This is a genomic window from Cohnella mopanensis, assembly GCF_022352055.1.
GTDB classification, from domain to species: domain Bacteria; phylum Bacillota; class Bacilli; order Paenibacillales; family Paenibacillaceae; genus Cohnella; species Cohnella mopanensis.
This window is the reverse complement of the sequence record NZ_JAKRWM010000002.1, coordinates 315,415-336,141: the sequence shown is the minus strand read 5'-3', so window position 1 is coordinate 336,141 and position 20,727 is coordinate 315,415. Positions and strand designations below refer to the sequence as shown.

The window sequence follows — 20,727 nt, the reverse complement described above, 5'->3', positions numbered from 1 at the left end:
ATTGCAAATAGCATGGAAAGCCATTTCGTACAGTAGAGATTCGGTTGGTGAAAATGAAAAAACAGGCGGACTGGGAGGGTACGGTTGTTGCAGGCATCGTCATTCGAGTGGTATGGAAGGATGCGGTTGGTGGAGTCATGGGAAATTTTGCGGATCGGGCAGTTGAACGTAACATAAGGTGATGGCATCACCTTATTCGCCGCGGATCGGATATGTCTCGGGTGATAGGGTGTTGGCATAACGCTATTTGGTTCGACAACGCGCAGATCGGGCAACTGAACAGGCCATAAGGTGATGGTATCACCTTATTCGAGGCAAATCGAGCTGGTGGCAGGGTGATAGAGTTATGGCGTAACTTTATTTACTTCGAAAGGTGCGGATTCGGCAACTTCTTGTCCCGGGACAGTCGTCTAACGAGCGGTCTCTCGCTAGGCGGCTGTCCCGAATACTCAGCGGCGGTCGACTCCCTCAAACGAAGCAACAAGCTCTTCGGCGATATTCCCAGAGTTCCTCGCGGCTAGGTCCACGTAGGATTTGAATGAACCGGCAGCTCCTTGGCCAGCCAAATCCGACAAGGAACGAATGACGAGAACGGGCACGCCGAACTGATGGGCCGTCTGCGCGATGGCAGCACCCTCCATATCCGTAGCCTTCGTTTCGGGAAAAAGACTACGAATACGCTCGGCTCGCTCCGGGTTATGGATGAAAGTATCTTCCGTCGTAATCAGTCCATATACGATACGATAGTCGAACGTTTTACCCGCCAGTGACTTCCGCGTTAACTCAATCAATCCGCTATCCGCGGCATAGCGCGCAGGCCTTTGCGGCACCTGTCCATAGGCATAGTTAAATGCCGTCACGTCTACGTCGCTATATGCCATTTCGGTCGCGATGACGACGTCTCCGACTTGCAGTTCCTGATCTAATCCTCCCGCGGCTCCGTAATGGATAATCAACTCGGGGCGATATCTCTCGATCAGCAATGCCGTCGTCAGGGCCGCGTTTACTTTACCGATGCCGCATTCCAGCAAGACGATTTCTTTCCCTCTTAATTGTCCCGAGTGGAACACGCCGCCAGCCGCGGTCGTTGTCCGAATATTCTCGATCCGTGATTTCAGCTCAGCCGCTTCTTCTTCCATGGCGGCTATGATCGCGATGCTCATGATGATCCTCCTTATGTTCCTACTTTTTCAGGTTACGGCGCCGTATTTGCTCCAACCGTTCTATCGCGGCGAATACGATGTCCGCGGTTATCTCTCCGGGCATCATATGAATCGATGCATCCCTCTCAACGGCACGTTCCGCTATTGCTAGCCGTTCCGCTTGCGACAAGGAATCCAACCCCATATCTCTCAGGCTAGCAGGCAACCCTAATCGCGCATAGAACGGAAGCAAGGCATCGATCTCTTCCCGCTTCTCCTCTATCGCCAATTGCACGAGTACCCCGTAAGCGACCTTCATGCCATGCTTCAAATGGTGGGATTGCGGGACATAGGTGAGCGCGTCATGAATCGAATGCGCTCCCGCCGTACGGCCGTAACGATCCCCGAATCCGCCTACCATTCCGGCTACCATAATGTTCGTCTCGACAATGCGAATGAACGCATCGTTAAGACGCTTGTCCGCCAACGCTTTCAGCGCCGTTTCGCTATATTGCAGCAAATCGTCCCGGCATTTTCGGGCGGCGAAACGAGCGATCTCGATTTCGATCGGAACAGTGTCCAACTGCGAGATGATGACGTCGGCTTCGTACCATTTGGCTAACGTATCGCCAATGCCGGCTACTAGCATCTCCGAGGGCGAATCCAGAATAACTTGCGGATCTAATAGAACAAGAGAATTGCTACGTGGATAAACATCGAAGCTGACCATCGCTCCCGATTCATCGTATACGATGCTTAGAGGCGTCCAAGCAGCGCAAGTTGACGCGAGCGTCGGCAGTACGATCACGGGAACGTTCAGCGAATAGGCCGCGGCTTTAGCCACATCCGTCAGCTTTCCCCCGCCGACGGCAACGATCGCTTGAAGCCCCTGAACCTTAATTACCTGAATCAACCGATCGCGTTCGTCGTAGGTACATTCGCCGTTATACTTATCGAAGTGAACTTTCGTTCTAGCCATTTCGGGAAAGTAAGGTGACGCGGCCTGCCATGACGCCCCTCCGTGAACGACTAGCACGCTTTCGATGCCCCGTCTCTCCAAATGCTGCTCCAGCTCGTTCCAACAGCCCGTCCTGCAAATAAATTCCTGCGGCGCACCGCGTACGATCAATTGTTTTTCCAGCTGCATGTTTCGATTCCCCGCCATTCTAGCGTGTCTATTCTAGCTTGTCTATTCCCGGCGCGCTTTGCGGGCCAGCACGTTGCCTAACGATTGAATGCCTTGCACGAAAATAACGAGAAGAATGACGGTGACGATAATCGTAAACGTATCGAAGCGTTGATAGCCGTAAGAGATCGCCAGATCGCCCAGACCGCCTCCGCCGACCGTTCCCGCCATCGCCGTCGCCCCGATCAAGCCGATCGTCGCCGTCGTCATCGTCAGAATCAAGGAACCGAACGCTTCCGGCAGCATGAAATACCAGATGACCTGCAAAGGCGTAGCCCCCATCGCTTTAGCCGCCTCCATAATGCCCGGATTCACTTCGAGCAACGAGTTCTCCACGAGCCGGCCGATATAAGGCGCGACATAGAGAACCAATGGCACGATAGCCGCACTGGTGCCGATCGACGTATGGACGATCAGCCTCGTGAACGGAAGGATCGCCACGAGCAAAATAATAAACGGCAACGAGCGGACGATATTGATGACCGGATTCAGAATTCGGTAAAGCGTCGCGTTCTCGACCAGTCCGCCCGGCCGGGTTATGACGAGCAGGATGCCGATAGGGATTCCGAGCAGCGCACCGAATAATAGGGAGAACCCGACCATCCTCAGCGTCTCGTTAATCGCCCGGACCAACTGCTCCGACGTAATTACGGTATCGATCATACCCGGTCAACCTCCTCTATGAGTTGCACTTCGCCCGCGAGGAAAGCGACGGCTTGGTCGATGACCTCGTCCGAGCCGTTCAATTGGATGATCATGTTCCCGAGCGTCGTCGCCTGAATTTCCGTCATGTTGGCGAACAAGATATTGACCTGAACGTCGTAATTGCGAATCAATCCGCTAATGATAGGCTTCGAAGCCGAATCGCCGATAAATTCCAGCTTGAACACGCGACCTTTCGTTTCCGCTTGAAGGGAATGAAGTACGCTCCCCGGAACCGTGTTGTGAATGACCGTTCTAACGAAGTTCTGCGTCGTCGGATGCTCCGGATTTCCGAATACCGACAAGACGTCGCCCTGCTCGATAATTCGGCCATCCTCCATGACGGCAACCTTATTGCAAATTTGTTGGATAACGGCCATTTCGTGCGTGATGATGACGATCGTAATGTCGTATTCCTCGTTGATTTTCTTGAGTAAAGCGAGTATCGACTGCGTCGTCTGGGGATCGAGGGCGGACGTCGCTTCGTCGCATAGCAGAATCGACGGGTTGCTCGCGAGCGCCCGGGCGATGCCGACGCGTTGCTTCTGTCCCCCGGAGAGCTCCTTCGGATAACTCTTCGCTTTATCGCTCAGACCGATGAATTGCAGAAGCTCGGTGACGCGCTCCTTGATTTCTTTTTTGCTCTTCTTCAATAAGACAAGCGGAATCGCGATATTATCGAACACCGTCTTGGACTCAAGCAGGTTAAAGTGTTGGAAAATCATCCCGATCTTCTTCTTGACGCTTCGAAGCTCCTTGTCACTATAGGAGTCCAGCGGCACGCCATCGACGATAACCTGGCCTTTGGTCGGCTTCTCGAGGTAGTTGATTAGCCGGATCAAGGTGCTTTTCCCGGCGCCGCTATAGCCGATGACGCCGTAGATGTCCCCTTTCTCAGCACGGAGGCTCACGCCCTTGAGAGCCGCGTTGGATACCCCGTTCCGCTCGTATGTTTTATGAATGTCCTTTAGTTCGATCATCCCGATTGTCCCTCCTGTCAGAGCGGCGAAGCCTGCTTGAACAGTTTCGTTGCCGCGATTCGCTCCGCTGCTTCGAGCAGCCTTTCCTCGCTGTTCAATAGATTCACTCGGACGTAGGCCGAGCCTTGCGTCCCGAATCCGCGGCCGGGCGCTACCGCGACATGCGCATGCTCGAGCAGGAAGTCGGCGAACGTCTCCGACGTAAATCCGTTCGGTACCTTGAACCAGGCGAAGAAAGTCCCCTTCGGGGGAGCTACGTTCCACCCGATTTCGCGCAATCGCCGTACGAGCGTGTCCCGGCGTTGCTCGTACAATCGGCCTAGCTCCTGCACCGGTTGCTGCGGACCGAGCAACGCCGCGGCCGCCGCATCCTGCACGGCGCCGAATACCGTACTGTACGCATGCGTATGGTAGAGCTTCAATGCCCCGATGACCGAAGCGTTACCGACGGCGAAGCCGAAGCGCCAGCCCGCCATGTTGTAGGTTTTGGATGCGGTGTAAGTCTCCACCCCGTAGGCTTTGCCCTCGGGAATTTGCAGCAGGCTTAACGGTTTAAGCCCGTCGAATCCGAAAGCCCCGTAAGCAAAATCGTTCATGACGGGAAAATGATGCTCCGCCGCGTAAGCTATCGTTTGTTCGAAAAAGTCTCTTGTCGCCACCGCACCCGTAGGGTTGTTCGGATAATTGAGCATCAACAGCTTTGTTTGGCGAGCAATCTCTTCCGGAACGGTTCGATAGTCGGGCAGGAATCCGTCCTTCTCCTCTACCGGTATCGTATGGATCTCCGCTCTCGCCAGCTTCGCCGCCGTATAATAGGGCGGATAGGCGGGATCCGTCGTCAACAAGTAGTCTCCCGGATTAAGAATCGTCTGCGGAATGCCCATTACTCCGATCGCCGAGCCGTTGAAAACCGCCACCTCGGTATCCGGATTAAGCTCCACGCCGTATTCCCGCTCGTAAAAAACCGATACCGCCTCCCTCGCGCTTTGCTTCCCGAAGAAGGGCGGATAGCCTTGGTTGGATTTCAGCTCCACGGCTTCCTTTAACGCTTCGACGATATGCGCCGGAGTCGGCTGATCGGGGTTTCCGTTGGCCAAATTAATGACGTCGATCCCCTTGTTCTGGTAGGCAGCCACCTTCTCGTCGATCGCGCTGAAATAATTATCGGGAAGCCGGCTTACGATATCGGATGGGTTGAATTCCGCCATGGTTCGTTCTCCCTTGCGCAAAATTGGATGTAAATAAAAGATCCGTCATTCGGCGTATCCAAATGACGGACCGAGAATGGATTACTTAAAGTAGCTTGGAAGCTTGTAACCCTCGTATATCGGATTCGATTTAATATAATCCTGGAACTCCTGCGAGTGGTAACCCTCGACGATGTCCTTCACGAATTGGGCATCTTTGTTCGCGCTGTCGACCGCCACGATGTTCGTGAACGGATCCGTCATGTTCTCCAACTGCAGAGCTGTCGTCAACTTGATGTTATTGGCCACCGCGAAGTTCCCTTGGATGGCCGCGAAGTCGACGTCCGGCAGCGCTCGCGGTCCTTGAGCTGGCTCCGTAGCCAAGAAGTCCAGCTTGTGCGGATTGGACGTAATATCGTTAAGCGAAGTTTGCAGCGGATCGATATTGTCTTTCAACGTAATCCAACCGACTTCTTTCAAAATATTAAGCGCGCGAAGCATGTTCACCGGTTCGTTCGGGAGGTTGATCGTGGCGCCATCGCTGATCTCGTCCAGACTCGCGTGTTTCTTGGAATAAAGCCCCATAGGAGGCGTAGGCACCTGTACCGCGCCGATCAACTCGATTTTCTCTCTTTTATTAATCGATTCCAGATAGAGCGAATGTTGAAAGACGTTGGCGTCGATTTCTCCTTTGGATACCGCTACGTTAGGCTGGATGCCGTCGGTGAACTCCGTATATTCGATCTTGTAGCCTTTATTCTCCAAGTACGGCGCAACACCTTTCTTGAACTGGTCGCTGTAGGGTCCCGGATTAAAGCTGATGCGGATCGTTTTATCGTCGTCGGCCTTTTTGCCGCTTTTGGAATTGCCGCACCCCGATACGATTAGTGCGACCGCCACGATTAACAGAACCGGATAAATCCATTTTTGCTTCATGAATGTTTCTCTCCCTTTTTGTGCTCGATTAATTCCGAGTAATCTGATGAAATAAGTAGTTTAAACGAACTTTACACCGTACCTTGACGCTATGTCAACCCTGTTTTCGACAATAATTTCGCTATTTACATATAATTCCGATTGTGTTACTTTGAATTATAAATTCGCAGGAAGAGGTTGATAACACCATGGCTAAAGTAGAAAGCTTCGAATTGGATCACACGATCGTTAAGGCTCCGTACGTACGCATCGCGGGCACAGAGAAAAACGAAAAGGGAAGCACGATTCAGAAATACGACTTGCGTTTTCTGCAGCCTAATCAAGACGCGCTGCCTACCGCAGCGGTCCATACCCTTGAGCATCTACTGGCGATCAATTTGCGAGACGAATTGAAAGGCGTAATTGACGTATCGCCGATGGGTTGCAGAACGGGCTTTTATTTGATTATTTGGGACGAGCACGATCCCAAGGACGTTGCCGCCGCTCTGACGAACGTCCTGAAAAAGGTACTGACGACCGAAGTCGTTCCGGCAGTATCCGCGCTGGAATGCGGAAACTACAAAGATCACTCTTTGTTCAGCGCTCAAGAATACGCCAAGATCGTGCTGGAGGCCGGCATTAGCGATGATCCTTTTCGTCGGTAAAGGAGAGCGAGCTCATGCTTACGATCGATTTATCGGGTAAAACGTTGGTCGTTACCGGCGGCTTGACGGGCATCGGCAAGGGAATCGCCGACTTATTCTTGACGGCCGGAGCCAACGTCGTCATCGGAGATATCGCGTGCAAGCCGGGGGTGGACAAGGTTCATGCACGGCTGGTTCATACGAGAACGGACGTGACCGCGCAGCAAGACGCGGATGCGCTCATTCGTACCGCGGTCGAAGTCTTCGGCGGCGTAGACATTCTCGTTAACAACAGCGGCACTTCTACCATGGATTACGTAACGGACATTAAGGAATCCGACTGGGATAAAGTGATGGACGTCAATGCCAAGGGCGTATACCTCGTATCCCAAGCCGGCGCGAAGCAAATGCTGAGGCAAGGTCATGGAGGCCGCATTATCAATATCGCTTCGCAAGCCGGCAAGAATGGCTACCGTTGCATGGGCAATTATTGCGCGTCCAAACATGCCGTGCTCGGGTTCACGAAGGTCATGGCCGTCGAGCTGGCCAAGGAACAAATTCTAGTAAATGCCGTTTGTCCCGGTATCGTGGAAACGGACATGAAGAGGCGCGAACGCGTGGAAGGCGCGGCGTTAAGGGGAATGTCTCCGGAAGATATCCTTGCCGAGGATCGCTCGCAAGTTCCGCTAGGTCGGACGGCCCAGCCGGAAGACGTCGCTAACGTCGTTCTCTTCTTGGCCAGTCCATTATCGTCCTATATGACCGGTCAAGCCATCAACGTAACGGGCGGCATGACGATGCATTAGCACACGAAAAAAGCCATGCCTCCGAGATCGGGGCATGGCTTCTATCACGTTAGATTATATTAAATCCGGATTTTCGGAGAAGTGCTTCAGCAGCACGATCGGATCCGTCTTGGATGCGTTCGTGATCGTGATGCCGGCTTTAGCGGCGGGCGCGGTCACGAAATACTCGTCGTGGGTAAGCTCTCCGTATCGAATCAACGCAGGCGTCTCGATGTCCCAGACGCCAAGCTTGCCGTGGCCTTGCAGCATGTACAAGCCGTAAGCGGCGCCGTCCCGTATCGTGACGGTCGCTCCCGGCAGCACCGTCAGGCGCTTCGCGGAGACGAGTTTGCTCTTGTAGCAAATCCACTCTTCCACGTAACCTTCCGCTTCCATCTCTTCGATCGGACAGACGGGCTTCGGAGACATGAAGAACCGTTGGTAGAAGTCCGGATCCGTATTGGCCTCCCAATCGAGAATGTCCATCAAGTAGTCGTAGTTGCCGACTTCTTCCGGCGGAGTGTCCTTCCATAGTAACGGTTCAGGCACCGCATGCTCGCCATGCAGCACCGACTGATACATCGCATAGACGTCCGATGCGAATTGAGGCTCGTACGTACATAAGCTGCCGGGTGCGTGAAGGATGCCGGGAGGAACGTCGAAGCCTGTGTCTAAAGTCAGCTTGTAAGCGCGCGATAGATTCGTGATCTGATTGTCGCCCTTAGTAAAGTTCATCAGCGTTTCTTTAACCTGTTCCTTCGTCACTCCCGGATTGAATCCGAAAAACGTATACGGAAATTCTCCCCCGTGGTTGTTCAGCTGGGACGGGTAGAAGTACATCTCGTGCTTGCCCTTCTGGCCCACGCGAGCCGCAGCTTCGTCGTCGTGATGAACATGATGCGGCAACGGATTCAGGTTGTCGAACAGCTTCGAATAGATCGGCCATCCTTTGTATTTGTCCCAGATGTCGTCTCCGATCGCCGCACCCTTCAACTCGTCCACAACGTCCTTCAGCAGTACCCGATCTTGGCCATCCGCCGAAACGACGTAACTCATTCCCTCATCCTCCGGCGTCCCCGGTCCGTTCTCCGCATGGGTCGTCGACGAGAACCAACGCTCGTCTATCCCTCCGCGTGCCAATCCGAGCACGAAATAATCCTGCGGATGCAGCTTAATTCGTTTGCCCGGGCGACAGAACGATCTTGGAACCCATGCCGGCGCCAGTCTTAGGACGCCTTTGCCTTCCTCTAGCAGCTTCTCTATCAATGAGTTCGAACTCATCATTGTCGCACCTCTCTTAGACGGGATAAGCCATCGTCGTCATTAGCGTGTTCTCCGCTTGCGTCGCATCCATGCGGCTATACTGAACGACGATAGGAGTGTCGCTCTCTACTTTCATCGCATAGGGAACGCCTTTCGGGATCTTCGAGCCTTGCTTCTCCAGCGCATCCGTACGCACATGCTTTGTTCTCTGTCCGTCTACAACGAACTCTATATTTTCGATCGGATTCTCGTCTTCGAAATATACCGTCACGTTTACCGTCGCTCTATCGGTCGTGCAATTGACGATGCATATGGCTTCGTGGCTTTCCAGCAAACCCGAGCTTCGCACCGGGGTAAAGCCGTCCGGGATGATCCACGCAAGCGCGCCGATTTGTTTGTTCATTCGTCTATCCCCTCGCTTACCAAGAATCGACCTCAACGGTCGGGTGAAATAAGACTTGCTTGTACAAAATGTTGTTCGGAGCGTTCAGGATGAACTCGATCAACGAGGCGATGTCGTGCGGCTTAATAAGCGCGTCCTTCTCGTGCAGCCAAGTCCAGCGATCCCACCAGCTCGTGTCGATGCCGCCAGGGCACAAGGTCACGACATGGATGTTGTCCTTCATTAAATATTTGGAGATGGCGTCCCCGAAGCCGTTCACGCCGAATTTGGTCGCGGTGTAGATGCCGTTGTTGTTGTTCTTCGTGTTGAGCCCGCGCGTACCGGCAATGGACGAAATGTTGAAAATATGGCCATGCTGCTGCTTGATCATATAAGGAGCGACGTGTTTGGACGCATAGATGACGCCTTTGAGATTGACGTCGATCGTCATGTCGATGTCCTCTTTGGTAATCTCCTCGAACGAAGTATCCACTCCCGCTCCCGCGTTGTTGACGAGAACGTCGATAGACCCCCATGCCCGTTGAACCTCTTCCACCGCTTTGCCGATGCCGTCATAATCAGTGATATTCAAAGCAAACGTCATGCATTCCGTGCCCATCTGGCTGATTTCTTCCTGCAAAATCTTGAGCTCGGATTCATTGCGGGCGATCGCCGCCACTTTCATTCCCAAGCTCGCGAAGTGGGTACATACCACCCGTCCGAGTCCCCGGCTCGCGCCGGTGACGATCGCGGTTTTATTCCTTAATGTGTCGCTCATGTTGTCGTTTCCTCCTGAATTTACAAAATGGTATAGCCGCCATCGATGACGAACACGCCGCCGGTCGCGTAAGTCGAAGCATCGGAAGCGAGATAGACGGCAATGCCCTGCAGTTCGTCTGGCGTACCCGGACGATGCATCGGAGTCATCTTCATCCACTCCTGCACCATGGAGCCGTTCTCTTCGAAATAGGGAGCGGTCATTTCCGTCCTCATATATCCCGGCGCGATCGTATTCACTCTGATGTTGTATTTCGCCCATTCCGACGCCATGCTCTTCGTCAGCATGATGACGGCGGCTTTGGACGTGTTGTATGCGGCTTGGTTCTGCGGAACGTTGGAGACGAGTCCGGACATGGACGAAATATTGACGATAACGCCGCTATTCTGCGCGATCATGACCTTGCCAACCTCTTGGGAGACAAGGAACACGCTCGTCAAGTTCACGTTCATGATCTTCTGCCAATCCTCGTACCGCATTTCCTCTATAGGAACATGGATGCTGATACCTGCGTTATTGAATAAGGCATCGATTCGGCCGAAGCGGTCCATCGCCGTCGCGACCATCCGGCGGATGTGACCCTGATCGGTCACATCCGCTTGGACGGCAATCGTCTCAACGCCTTCCATCGTGAATTCCTCCGCCGTTCGGCGGGCGGCGTCCAGATCGATGTCGGCGATGACAAGGCGGGAACCCGCTTGGGCCAACCCCTGCGCCATCGCTTTGCCTAATCCGGCGCCGCCGCCGGTTACGAGAGATACCCGGCCGTCTAGACGGAACTTGTCGTTGATACTCATGCGCGTAATCCTTCCTTACTTCAAGTATTGGTCTACGTTGTCTTTGGTTACGAGCTCGAACGGTACGAACACTTCTTTCTCGAAAGATTCCTTGTTGATGATTTTCAAAGCCGTCTCCAGCGCTCCGCCGCCTTGCGCCGCCGCGTTCTGGAATACCGTCGCGTCCAAGCGTCCGTCTTTCACCGCTTGCAGAGCATCCGCGATCGCGTCCACGCTGACGAGAACGATGTCTTTCTTAACGCCTGCGTCTTCCAGCGCCTTCAACGCGCCCATGCCCATCTCGTCGTTCTGCGCGAATACGCCTTGAATTTGGCCATTATGCGCTTGAAGCCAGTTTTGCATCAAAGTCAGCGCCTTATCGCGGTTCCACTCCCCCGTCTGCTCCGCGATCAGTTTCATGTCCGGATAAGCTTTCAGCGCTTCGACCGCGCCTTCCGTCCGATCGATTTCAGCCGATTGACCTAGATGACCGTGCATCATGACGAGATTGCCTTTGGAACCGAGTCTCTCGGCCAGATAATCGATCGCGATCTTCGCGGACTCTTGATCCTTAGAGCCGACGAACGCGTCTGGAGCGGATTTCGTTACCGAGTTGACGTTAATGATCGGAATGCCCGCCGCTTTCGCTTTGTCGACCGCCGGAGACGAAGCTTCCGCTTCAATCGGGTTAAAGATAATGGCATCTACCTTCTGCGCAATGAAAGTCTCGACTTGCTGAATTTGTTTGTTCGGATCCTTCTGGCCGTCATTGATAATAATCTTGACGCCAAGTTCCTTGCCCTTCGCCTCGATCCCTTTAGCCAGCGTTGCCGTAAATTCGTTCGCCATGTTCAGGATGCTGACGCCGATGACGATTTTCTTGCCGCTGCCGCCTTCGCCTGCCGGCGAGCCCGACGCGTTTCCGCCCGAGTTCTCTTTGTCTTTACCGCAAGCCGCCAGCATGAAAGCCAGCAATAATACCAACATCAAACTTAAACTCTTTTTCATTTTCATGACCTCCGATGAGTGGTTTAGATTAGGTTGAAACCATAGGACTTCGAGCCTGAAGCGAATACTCCGGGTGCCTTGCTCCGGCCTATCGGACCGGCGATGCCTCCCAACACCTCCTACGCGTAGTCAACGGCGACCTTTAAGATTTCCGATCGATCAATAACGCTCCGACGATAATCAAACCTTTAATGATCTGCTGGTAATACGAAGGAACGTTAAGCAAATCCAAGCCGTTATTAATGACCCCGATGATGAGCGCGCCGATGATCGTGCCCGTAATCCTGCCCGAACCGCCAGACAGGCTCGTTCCGCCGATGACGACCGCCGCGATCGCGTCAAGCTCGTATCCGACTCCGATGTTCGGCTGTCCGGTCTCGATGCGCGCCGTCTGGATGATTCCGGCAACGCCGGCCAACCCTCCGCACAGGATGTACACGTACAGCTTGATCCGATGAACGTTGATACCCGACGCCCTGGCCGCTTCTTCGTTGCCCCCGACCGCGTACACATAACGGCCGAACACCGTCTTATTCAGGACGAACAAGGAAATCAAGAAGATGACCAAAACGATAAGGACCGGGATCTGAATGCCCAGGAAGGTGCCCCCAATTGCGTTAAAAGACGGGGAAAGGTTGGAAATCGGCCGTCCGTCGCTGACGACGAGCGCGCCTCCCCTGGCGATCGTCATCATCCCCAAGGTGACGATAAACGGCGCTAGCTTTCCTTTGGTTATCGTAATCCCGTTCACGAACCCGATGAGCAGCCCTCCTAGAATGCCGAGCAGGATCGGGATGAACAACGCATCTCCCGAGCTGGCGAAAAGAGCGGCTAAGCACCCGGTTAATGCGACATAGGAACCTAGACCGAGATCGATTCCTCCGATGAGGATGACGAAGGTTACGCCGATCGCTAGAATCGCATTAATAGAAACTTGGTTAAGTACGTTGAGCAAATTGCGTTCGGTCATGAACACAGGTGACATGGAGGCGAATACGGCGCATAAGAGCACCAATGCGAGCAATAATCCATATTTTCTTAACAGATCGCCTGTGAACGTTGCTTTAATCGTTTGGCCCATATGAACGACTCCCTTACGTTTACTTCTCAGGCGCTTTTATTTGCCGAAAGCGTGCGCCATGATTTTTTCTTCGCTTGCCTCTTCCCGCGTCAGTTCGCCCGTGACTTTCCCTTCGTGCAGTACGATAATCCTGTCGCTCAAGCCCATAATCTCCGGGAGTTCGGAGGATACGACGATAATCGCTTTCCCTTGCTCCGCCAGCTGCGAGATCAGCTTGTAAATTTCCGATTTCGCGCCGATGTCGATTCCTCTCGTCGGTTCGTCTAGAATCAAAAGATCGGGATTGCCCAGCAGCACTTTGCCGATGACGATCTTCTGCTGGTTGCCGCCGCTCAGATTGCCCGCTTTCTGATCGCGCGTCGGCGTCTTAATCGAGAGATCCTTAATGATGCCGTCGGCGATCATCTTTTCTTTCGCGTCGGATACGACTTGATATCGCGTACACAGCTGGAAGTTCGGAAGCATGATGTTTTCCTTAACGGACAACTGCAACACTAGCCCTAGCGTCTTGCGGTCCTCGCTGACGAGCCCAATTCCTTGGCGCATGCCATCCTTCGGTGTGCGGATCGTGGCGGCGGTATCGCGAATTCGGATTTCGCCGCTATCGCTTCGGTCTAAACCGTAAATACAGTTGACGACTTCCGTTCGGCCCGAGCCCATCAGACCAGCGATTCCAACAATTTCCCCCTTGCGGACCTCGAACGATATATTTTCGAACACGCCCCGCTTCGTCAGATTCCGAACGGTGAGGATGGCCGGACCGTATTCCGGCGTACGCCGAGGAAACAAGTCGGTCAGTTGCCGTCCGACCATCATCGCGATCATCTGATCGATATTCGCGCCTTCGATCGGCTGCGTGCCTACGAAGGTTCCGTCCCGCAGCACCGTGAATTCGTCGGCGATGCGGAAGATCTCGTCCATCTTATGGGAGATATAGATGATCGCGACCCCTCTCTTCTTCAGCCCTTCGATAATCTTGAAGAGGCGTTCGACTTCCCGGTCGGAGATCGCCGAAGTCGGCTCATCCATAATGATGACGTCCGACTTATAGGAGATCGCTTTGGCGATTTCGACCATCTGCCTCTCGGATACACTCAGATCCTTCATAAGAGTGCCGGGATCGAGCTTAACCCCGATTAGATTCAAATAGCTTTGCGTGTCTTCGCGCAGCTTTTTCCGGTCGACGACTCCCCACCTATTCCTAGGTTCGTTGCCGAGGAACAAGTTCTCGGATACGGTCATGTTAGGCACGTACGATAGCTCTTGATGAATCATCGAGATGCCCGCGTCGATCGCGCTTTTGATGTTCGAATGCGCCAGCCGCTCGCCTTTGAAAATGATTTCTCCTTCGTATTGCGTGTACATTCCGATCAATATTTTCATCAACGTGGACTTCCCGGCGCCGTTCTCCCCCATGAGGGCGTGAACGGTTCCTTTTTTAACCGCGAGGTTTACGTTTTTCAATGCATGAACGCCCGGAAAAGTTTTCGAGATATTGTTCATCTCCAACACGTTCAAGTCGGCACCCATGTTCGCATCACCCTGTCTGGAACGGATTCGGCATAGCCCGCTTGCTTGCCTAACCGAATCTTATATCCGGCGCCTCCCGATTACATTTCGATTTCTTCCGATCGTCGTTCTATTTTTGTCTGATGCGCGGTCCGATCGGCTAACTCTATTTATCTTTTTGGACGTTTCTTTCGTTTTTGTCGGGATTCAAGTTCGAGTGCTGGCACGCAAGTAAAAATGTGATACCCTATTCAAGTACGGCAACGATAGCGGAGGTGCGAGGAACTTGCGAAAGACATCTATTGTATGGACGATCATGAGCTTATTGCTGCTTCCCGCTTGCTTCGGCGGAGCAGGGAATGATACTTCCCCGGCCGTTCAGATCCCTGGTGCGAGCGTTCCTGCCGAACAAGCGGCGACTCGTCCGATAAGATTAGGTTTTACGGTACTCGGCAGCTTCGAGTTTACGGATATGATTAAGGACAAATTAGAGGCGGAGGTCGCTTCGCGGGAAAATATCGAATTGTTCTCTTACGAGGGTCAAGCGAACGCGGAGCAGCAGCTTGCGGACGTCAAAGATATGATCGCCAAGGACGTCGACGTCATCATCTTGAATCCGGTTAACGCGGCCAAGTCGGACGTCGCGGTCAAGATGGCCGTGGACGCGGGCATCCCCGTCGTCGGAATCAACACGATTCCCGACACCGATCTTTTAACTACCTACGTAGGCTCCAATGATATACAAGCCGGGGAAATTCAAATGCAATTCATCGCGGAGAGCTTGGGCGGAGAAGGAAATATCGTGATTCTGAGGGGCTTGGCGGAGCAATCGTCCCAAATCCAGCGGGCAAGGGGAATTCTGAACGTCCTCGATAAATACCCGAATATCCACGTGCTAGAAGACGAGTCGGCCAAATGGTCGAGGAATGACGCTTATGAGCTCATGAAAAAGTGGCACGAAAAGTACGGCTCCAAGATCGACGCCGTCGTCTCCCATAACGACGGAATGGCGCTCGGAGCGCTGGACTACTTGAAGGAAGCCGGAATCCGGATACCGGTCATCGGCGTGGATGCCATACCCGATGCCTTACAGGCGGTCAAAGACGGGGAACTGACGGCAACCGTCTTCCAAGACGCTCTCGGGCAAGCCAAAATGGCCGTTAACCTGGCGATCAACATCGCGCAGAACGGCCAAGTGGCGAAAAGCTATTTTATTCCCTATCGGCTAGTGACCCAAGAGAACGTCGATTACTTCAGCGCCATTCGCTGATCCGGACCCGTCAGCCGCCTTTCGTCTTCTGGTATTCCCCAGGCGGCAAGCCGGTCGTCTTCTTGAATAGCACCGTAAAATAGACGGGGTCCTTGATGCCAACCAGCTCGGCGACGACGGATGGGCGCAATTCGTGATCGATCAGCAGTTGTTTCGCCTTTTCTATGCGGATATGATTTACGTATTTTTTGAACGTCCATCCGGTTTCGTTCTTGAACAACTCGCTAAAATAAGTGCGATTCAAGTAAAACTTCTTCGAGATGGACTCAAGCGTGATGTCCTCGAAATAAAATTGTTCGATATACTTCTGCGCTTGGCAGATCATTTGCCTCGATTCTCCTTGATTGCGTTTGGATGCGGCTTCTCCGATCTGCACCGCAAGAACAAGCATCTCCTTCTGAAGTCCGGTTGAATCCGATACGCGCTCGAGCAGCCCGGAAAGTCCGGGCATTCTCTGCCTCATCGACTCGGGTTCTACGAATAACTTGTCCAAGCTTTGTTCCAAAGCGTAATAAGCCGCGGCTGCCGCTTGTCTCGGAGATTTCGATTTGTCGAACACAGCTTGAATGAGTCCCGTCAACTCCCTAATGTTCCTCTCCTCGATCGCCGTAACAAGCGAGTCCAACCCCATCTCCGAAGCGACGTCAGCCATCCATCCGCTATCTACTTTATCCCCTAAGTAGCTTACTTGCGCCTCTGCTCCCGAAATATCGGCATGCTCCACTGCCTGGCGATATACAAGTCCGGCAGATCTAAGAGATTGGAAGGTTTGGGTAACGAGCAACTGAGATTGGATTTTTCCGAATTGCTTCATATTCTCTATTAGGCGCTCCAAGCGAGTTTGCCAGCCGGCGATCTCGCTTTGCGGACTTTCCCCCTCCGGCAAGCCGATCAAACATACGAACTCGCCTTCCTTGTGCTCATGCGGGAAACAATGAATCGGCTCCGACAACGTATCGTTAACGATATTCTCGAATACGAAGAACACTAATGTGGACTCTTCCAAGTACCGTGACTTCGTCTTCGAGTAATCCAAGATGCGCACCAAGATCATCATGTAACCGGGATAATCAAGGAAAATTCCCAAATGGCCTAATTTCTCCGCGGCCTGCAACGCCGATTGCGGCTTTAGCATTCGGTTCATGATTTGGTGCTTAAGCAAGGGAACCGCTTGGTTCAGTAGCATGCCGTTAGAGATGTTCTGGTTATTTTGTTCCACTTCGTAACGAATCGATTGGATCGTCTTGCGAAGCGCCATCTCCAAATCTTCCTTGATGACGGGCTTTAGCAAGTAATCTTCCGCTCCGTTCCGCAGAGATTGCAGAACGTACTCGAAATCGGAATATCCGCTAAGAATGATGACTCTAACCTTAGAAAACTGCTCTTTCAGGATCGGAAGAAAACGGTAGCCCCCCATACCCGGCATTCTCATGTCCAATAGCACGATGTCGGGCATGTCCTGCTTCATCATCTCAAGAGCCTGCTCCGCGTTCTCCGCTTCTCCCGAAATCTCAATCGGGAGCTCGATGCCGCGCAGCTTCCCGATCAGGCTGCGCCTGACCCCGATTTCATCTTCTACCACCAATATCCGTACCGCGAAATGCTGCTGCATGTCTGAACCCTCCATCATTTTGCCGGTATGGCGGGAAAACGGATCGTAATGGCCGTCCCTTCTCCCTCAACGCTGCGAATGGCGAAATCCAACTGGTCTCCGAATAGTATTTTTAGCCTCATGTATACGTTCTTCAATCCGACCTTCCGTCCGCCCGCCGGTTCATAGAAGGTCGTATCCGACTGATGCTTGAAGCGCTCGAATTCCTCTAACGCTTCCCGATCGAACCCCGTACCGTTGTCGACGATCCGAATAACGATCTCATCCTTCTCTTTCCTCACCTCGAGACGTACGGTCGCTTGCCCCAGCTTTTTCTCGACTCCGTGTTTTACCGCATTTTCTATGAGGGGCTGAAGCGTAATTTTCAATATTTTGTACGGGAGCGCCTCCCGATCGATGTCCTGCTCGACTTGAAGCTTGTCCTCGAAACGGCTCTTCAAGATAAGGAAGAAGTTATTGCAGTTATCGATTTCCTCCGCAATGCGGACTTCCTCCGATTTTAAATCGATATTATAACGCAGCATTTTACTGAGCGATTGGGTAATGTCCGAGATTTGCGTCACCCGCTCGTAATCCGCGATACCGCTTATAACCTCCAGCGTGTTATACAGGAAATGAGGGTTTATTTGCATCATAAGAGCCTTTAATTCGGCGTCTTTCTTGTGCAACTCCATCTCGTATTGCGTCTTTACCAGTTGCTTGATTCGGCCGAGCATCGATTCGAAGCTTTTGCTGAGCAGCCACGTTTCGAGGTTCGATTCGCTGATCGGAATGTTCGTCGTCAACCGGCCTCGTTCGACCTGCTGCATCGCTTTGCTTAATTGCTTGATCGGCCGGGAAATGTAGAGCGACAGTACGAACGACAAGCCGAAAACAAGAAGGATCGAGAGCAGCATAATCGAGATCGTAATATTGCGAATGGAATCGACTTGGCTATTGATGATCGATAACGGAACGGAGCTAACCATGTATGCGTCCTTGTTAGGCATCATGCTCGTCAATACCATATTATCGCGGTCGACCGTCTCGACGTCTTCCTCCCCCGTGGAAGTAAGCGATGCCGTCGTCTTCGCGAACCAAGCCGGACTTACTATCTTTCCGATCTGCGCGCGATCGGTATGGTACAGGATTTTACCTTCCTTCGAGATGAGTTGAATGGTACTGCCATCCCGCTTCTCGAACGGTTGGAACAAGGAGGCAAAGGAATCCAGCTCCTTATCGAAGCTGATATAACCCATTCTTTTGCCGCTGAAAGGGTTAATGACCGGTTTGGATGCGACTAGGCTCATCAACCCTTCCCGATTGATCGGATGGACGTCGAAGATCAGCTTGTCCTCCCGATTGTTGAACATGGCGTTGCGCCAAATCAGATCGGCTTCGGAATTGTACGAATACACCTCGTAGGTTTCCTTATTAAAGGCGCTGCTTATAAAATGTCCGTTGTCCGAGAACACGCGAATGCTGAGGAAGTTCCCCGTCGCTTCGAACGTGCTATGCAAATAATCGTTGATTTCCATGATGTTCTCCACGATGAACGTATCGAAGAAATACACCTTTTCGTTCAATCGGATATTGTTGTTCACCATTTGGGAAGCAAATTTGTTGGCATCGATCTCGATATTGTGGAAATACAGCTCATAGTTGCTGACGATTTCCTCCATCAACTGTTCGTTGCTGTTCTTGACCTCCTGAGCTATCGTCGCCGAGGAAACCCGAAAGGTAATGTATCCGACGATGACGATCGGGATAAGCGTAATGATCATGAAGGTAAAGAACATCTGAAATTGAATGCTCTTCTTGTTAAGCACGCGGTTTAACAGGCTGTGCACTATCTTAGGAATCACCGGGCATGCTCCTTCTGCTATAGAACTACGGCAATGACAACAATTTCGTTGCTGCGGTGCTTAATCCTTTTAACTTTCTTCGGTTCGGGATATGAATTATTACAAAAGATAACTCTATTATACAAACAAACAGGATACCCTTCCTCGAAATAGAGGTCAGGTATCCTGTTTCGGTGTTCAAGCAGCTTGGGGCTTCGATGCCCTTAAGCTACCTATATTCCTTAGGCGTTCTGCGTGCCACGCCGCTATCGATCGCGGCACGGATGACGCGATCACGGATTCGTTCCACCACCGACTGGTCGAATACGCTGGGGACGATGTAATGTTTGTTCAGCTTGTCCTCGGCGATGACGGATGCGATCGCTTCCGAAGCCGCAAGCTTCATTTGTTCGTTAATCGTCGATGCGCGGCAGTCGAGAGCCGCTCGAAAAATACCGGGAAAACAAAGCACGTTATTGATCTGGTTCGGATAATCGGATCGACCGGTAGCCGCAACGGCGACGATATCGTCGATATCCCCCGGCAAAATTTCAGGATGGGGATTGGCCATCGCAAACACGATCGGATTCGGCGCCATTCCCATGACGTCCTCTCGGGTCAGCATCCCTCCCGCCGAAACTCCGATGAACACGTCCGCGCCTCTAATGGCATCCCTGAGAGTTCCTGTTTTGCGATTCGGATTCGTATAACCGGCATAGCTCGTCTTAATCGGATTCCCGTAAACGGCATCTCGCTCAAGAATGCCTTCCTTGTCTACCCCGATCAATTCCTTGACCCCGGCCGAAAGTAGAATCTTGCTAATCGCGACGCCTGCAGCACCGATTCCGCAGACGACTACGGTCGCTTCGGAGAGCGATTTGCCCGCGATCTTCAGCGCGTTAATCAATCCCGCGTAAGTGACGACGGCCGTTCCATGCTGATCGTCGTGGAAGACGGGAATATCGAGTTCCTCGCGCAGCCGTTCCTCGATCTCGAAACAGCGCGGGGATGCGATATCCTCGAGATTGATGCCGCCGAACGCCGGAGAAATCGCTTTGACAGTTCGGATAATTTCCTCCGTATCTACCGTATCCAGACAGATCGGGAACGCATCGACGCCGGCAAACTGCTTGAATAGCATCGCTTTCCCTTCCATGACCGGCATCGCCGCTCTAGAACCGATGTTCCCCAGCCCTAAAACAGCGGTGCCGTCGGAAATGACCGCAACCGTATTCCGCTTGATCGTCAAGGAAAACGCTTTGTCAGGATCATCTTGAATGGCTTTGCAAACCCGCGCGACATCCGGCGTATAAACGCGCGATAAATCATCGCGATTCTGTATCGTCACCTTAGGCGCGACTTCGATTTTACCCCCCAGATGAAGCAGGAACGTTCGATCCGACGTATTGACGACACGAATGCCCGGAATTTTGCCTATGGCATCCGTAATGAGAGGGACGCCCGTCGCGTCGGCGACGTTTACCGTCATGTCCCGAATGCTGCTGTCATGGCCGATATGGATCGTATCGATCGCGATAATGTCCCCGCCCAAGCTGGATACGATGTTCGCGACAAGCCCGAAGTTCATTCGTTCCCCGCGAATCTCCAAGCGAATGATGACACTATTGCCGCCAAAACCCTTTTGCTGCTTATGCCCCATCTGCAATCCTCCTCTTCCTTACGC

20 protein-coding genes are annotated in these 20,727 nt (G+C 52.7%); 4 read left to right on the top strand and 16 right to left on the bottom strand.

All coding sequences use genetic code 11. The annotated features are described in order from the left end of the window. Positions 1–47: 47 nt before the first annotated feature. Positions 48–182: a hypothetical protein gene (locus L3D05_RS26405; RefSeq protein WP_255807348.1), complete on the top strand. Its 135-nt coding sequence runs from the start codon at positions 48–50 to the stop codon at positions 180–182. 267 nt (positions 183–449) lie between these two features. Here L3D05_RS26405 and L3D05_RS05675 read toward each other — a convergent pair whose 3' ends face one another. From L3D05_RS05675 to L3D05_RS05650, 6 genes are all read right to left on the bottom strand, one after another. Further along, positions 450–1,163, bottom strand: coding sequence for a 5'-methylthioadenosine/adenosylhomocysteine nucleosidase (locus L3D05_RS05675; protein WP_239615039.1), 714 nt, complete (start codon positions 1,161–1,163; stop codon positions 450–452). A 19-nt stretch (positions 1,164–1,182) separates the two neighbouring features. Then, positions 1,183–2,289, bottom strand: coding sequence for an iron-containing alcohol dehydrogenase family protein (locus L3D05_RS05670; RefSeq protein WP_239615038.1), 1,107 nt, complete (start codon positions 2,287–2,289; stop codon positions 1,183–1,185). A 42-nt stretch (positions 2,290–2,331) separates the two neighbouring features. Then, entirely contained in the window at positions 2,332–2,991 is a 660-nt protein-coding gene (locus L3D05_RS05665) for a methionine ABC transporter permease (RefSeq protein WP_239615037.1), read from the bottom strand. Further along, positions 2,988–4,010, bottom strand: coding sequence for a methionine ABC transporter ATP-binding protein (locus L3D05_RS05660; protein WP_239615036.1), 1,023 nt, complete (start codon positions 4,008–4,010; stop codon positions 2,988–2,990). The genes L3D05_RS05665 and L3D05_RS05660 overlap by 4 nt, the downstream gene beginning before the upstream one ends. A gap of 17 nt (positions 4,011–4,027) precedes the next feature. After that, entirely contained in the window at positions 4,028–5,218 is a 1,191-nt protein-coding gene (locus L3D05_RS05655) for an aminotransferase class I/II-fold pyridoxal phosphate-dependent enzyme (RefSeq protein ID WP_239615035.1), read from the bottom strand. Between the two features lie 81 nt (positions 5,219–5,299). After that, a complete protein-coding gene (locus L3D05_RS05650; RefSeq protein ID WP_239615034.1) occupies positions 5,300–6,133 on the bottom strand; it encodes a MetQ/NlpA family ABC transporter substrate-binding protein in 834 nt (277 codons plus the stop codon). A 188-nt stretch (positions 6,134–6,321) separates the two neighbouring features. Between L3D05_RS05650 and L3D05_RS05645 the strand changes: the two genes are divergently transcribed. Further along, positions 6,322–6,777, top strand: coding sequence for an S-ribosylhomocysteine lyase (locus L3D05_RS05645; protein ID WP_239615033.1), 456 nt, complete (start codon positions 6,322–6,324; stop codon positions 6,775–6,777). A 14-nt stretch (positions 6,778–6,791) separates the two neighbouring features. Continuing rightward, positions 6,792–7,562, top strand: a complete 771-nt coding sequence (locus L3D05_RS05640) for an SDR family NAD(P)-dependent oxidoreductase (protein ID WP_239615032.1) — start codon at positions 6,792–6,794, stop codon at positions 7,560–7,562. Between the two features lie 54 nt (positions 7,563–7,616). On the opposite strand, the gene L3D05_RS05635 is transcribed toward L3D05_RS05640, so the two are convergent. The 7 genes from L3D05_RS05635 to L3D05_RS05605 form a co-directional block, all read right to left on the bottom strand. Next, positions 7,617–8,825: a cupin domain-containing protein gene (locus tag L3D05_RS05635; RefSeq protein WP_239615031.1), complete on the bottom strand. Its 1,209-nt coding sequence runs from the start codon at positions 8,823–8,825 to the stop codon at positions 7,617–7,619. A 13-nt stretch (positions 8,826–8,838) separates the two neighbouring features. Next, on the bottom strand, positions 8,839–9,207 hold the full coding sequence (locus L3D05_RS05630; RefSeq protein WP_239615030.1) for a sensory rhodopsin transducer: 369 nt from the start codon (positions 9,205–9,207) through the stop codon (positions 8,839–8,841). Between the two features lie 16 nt (positions 9,208–9,223). Then, on the bottom strand, positions 9,224–9,964 hold the full coding sequence (locus L3D05_RS05625) for an SDR family oxidoreductase (RefSeq protein ID WP_239615029.1): 741 nt from the start codon (positions 9,962–9,964) through the stop codon (positions 9,224–9,226). A 20-nt stretch (positions 9,965–9,984) separates the two neighbouring features. After that, the gene (locus L3D05_RS05620; RefSeq protein ID WP_239615028.1) at positions 9,985–10,761 is read right to left on the bottom strand and encodes an SDR family NAD(P)-dependent oxidoreductase; all 777 of its coding nucleotides are present in this window, start codon (positions 10,759–10,761) and stop codon (positions 9,985–9,987) included. Between the two features lie 15 nt (positions 10,762–10,776). Then, complete coding sequence (locus L3D05_RS05615) at positions 10,777–11,748, bottom strand: substrate-binding domain-containing protein (RefSeq protein ID WP_239615027.1); 972 nt, start codon at positions 11,746–11,748, stop codon at positions 10,777–10,779. A gap of 142 nt (positions 11,749–11,890) precedes the next feature. Next, positions 11,891–12,829 (bottom strand): ABC transporter permease, encoded by a 939-nt coding sequence (locus L3D05_RS05610; RefSeq protein ID WP_239615026.1) that lies wholly within the window; start codon positions 12,827–12,829, stop codon positions 11,891–11,893. 36 nt (positions 12,830–12,865) lie between these two features. Beyond that, positions 12,866–14,359, bottom strand: a complete 1,494-nt coding sequence (locus L3D05_RS05605; RefSeq protein ID WP_239615025.1) for a sugar ABC transporter ATP-binding protein — start codon at positions 14,357–14,359, stop codon at positions 12,866–12,868. A gap of 265 nt (positions 14,360–14,624) precedes the next feature. Here L3D05_RS05605 and L3D05_RS05600 point away from each other — a divergent pair, with 265 nt between their 5' ends. Beyond that, complete coding sequence (locus tag L3D05_RS05600) at positions 14,625–15,608, top strand: substrate-binding domain-containing protein (protein ID WP_239615024.1); 984 nt, start codon at positions 14,625–14,627, stop codon at positions 15,606–15,608. Positions 15,609–15,618: 10 nt separating this feature from the next. Here L3D05_RS05600 and L3D05_RS05595 read toward each other — a convergent pair whose 3' ends face one another. The 3 genes from L3D05_RS05595 to L3D05_RS05585 all read right to left on the bottom strand — a co-directional run bounded on the left by L3D05_RS05595 (position 15,619) and on the right by L3D05_RS05585 (position 20,703). Next, on the bottom strand, positions 15,619–17,220 hold the full coding sequence (locus tag L3D05_RS05595) for a response regulator transcription factor (protein WP_239615023.1): 1,602 nt from the start codon (positions 17,218–17,220) through the stop codon (positions 15,619–15,621). 14 nt (positions 17,221–17,234) lie between these two features. Then, positions 17,235–19,064 (bottom strand): sensor histidine kinase, encoded by a 1,830-nt coding sequence (locus tag L3D05_RS26680; protein ID WP_239615022.1) that lies wholly within the window; start codon positions 19,062–19,064, stop codon positions 17,235–17,237. Between the two features lie 208 nt (positions 19,065–19,272). Beyond that, the gene (locus L3D05_RS05585) at positions 19,273–20,703 is read right to left on the bottom strand and encodes an NAD-dependent malic enzyme (RefSeq protein WP_239615021.1); all 1,431 of its coding nucleotides are present in this window, start codon (positions 20,701–20,703) and stop codon (positions 19,273–19,275) included. Between the last annotated feature and the right edge of the window lie 24 nt (positions 20,704–20,727).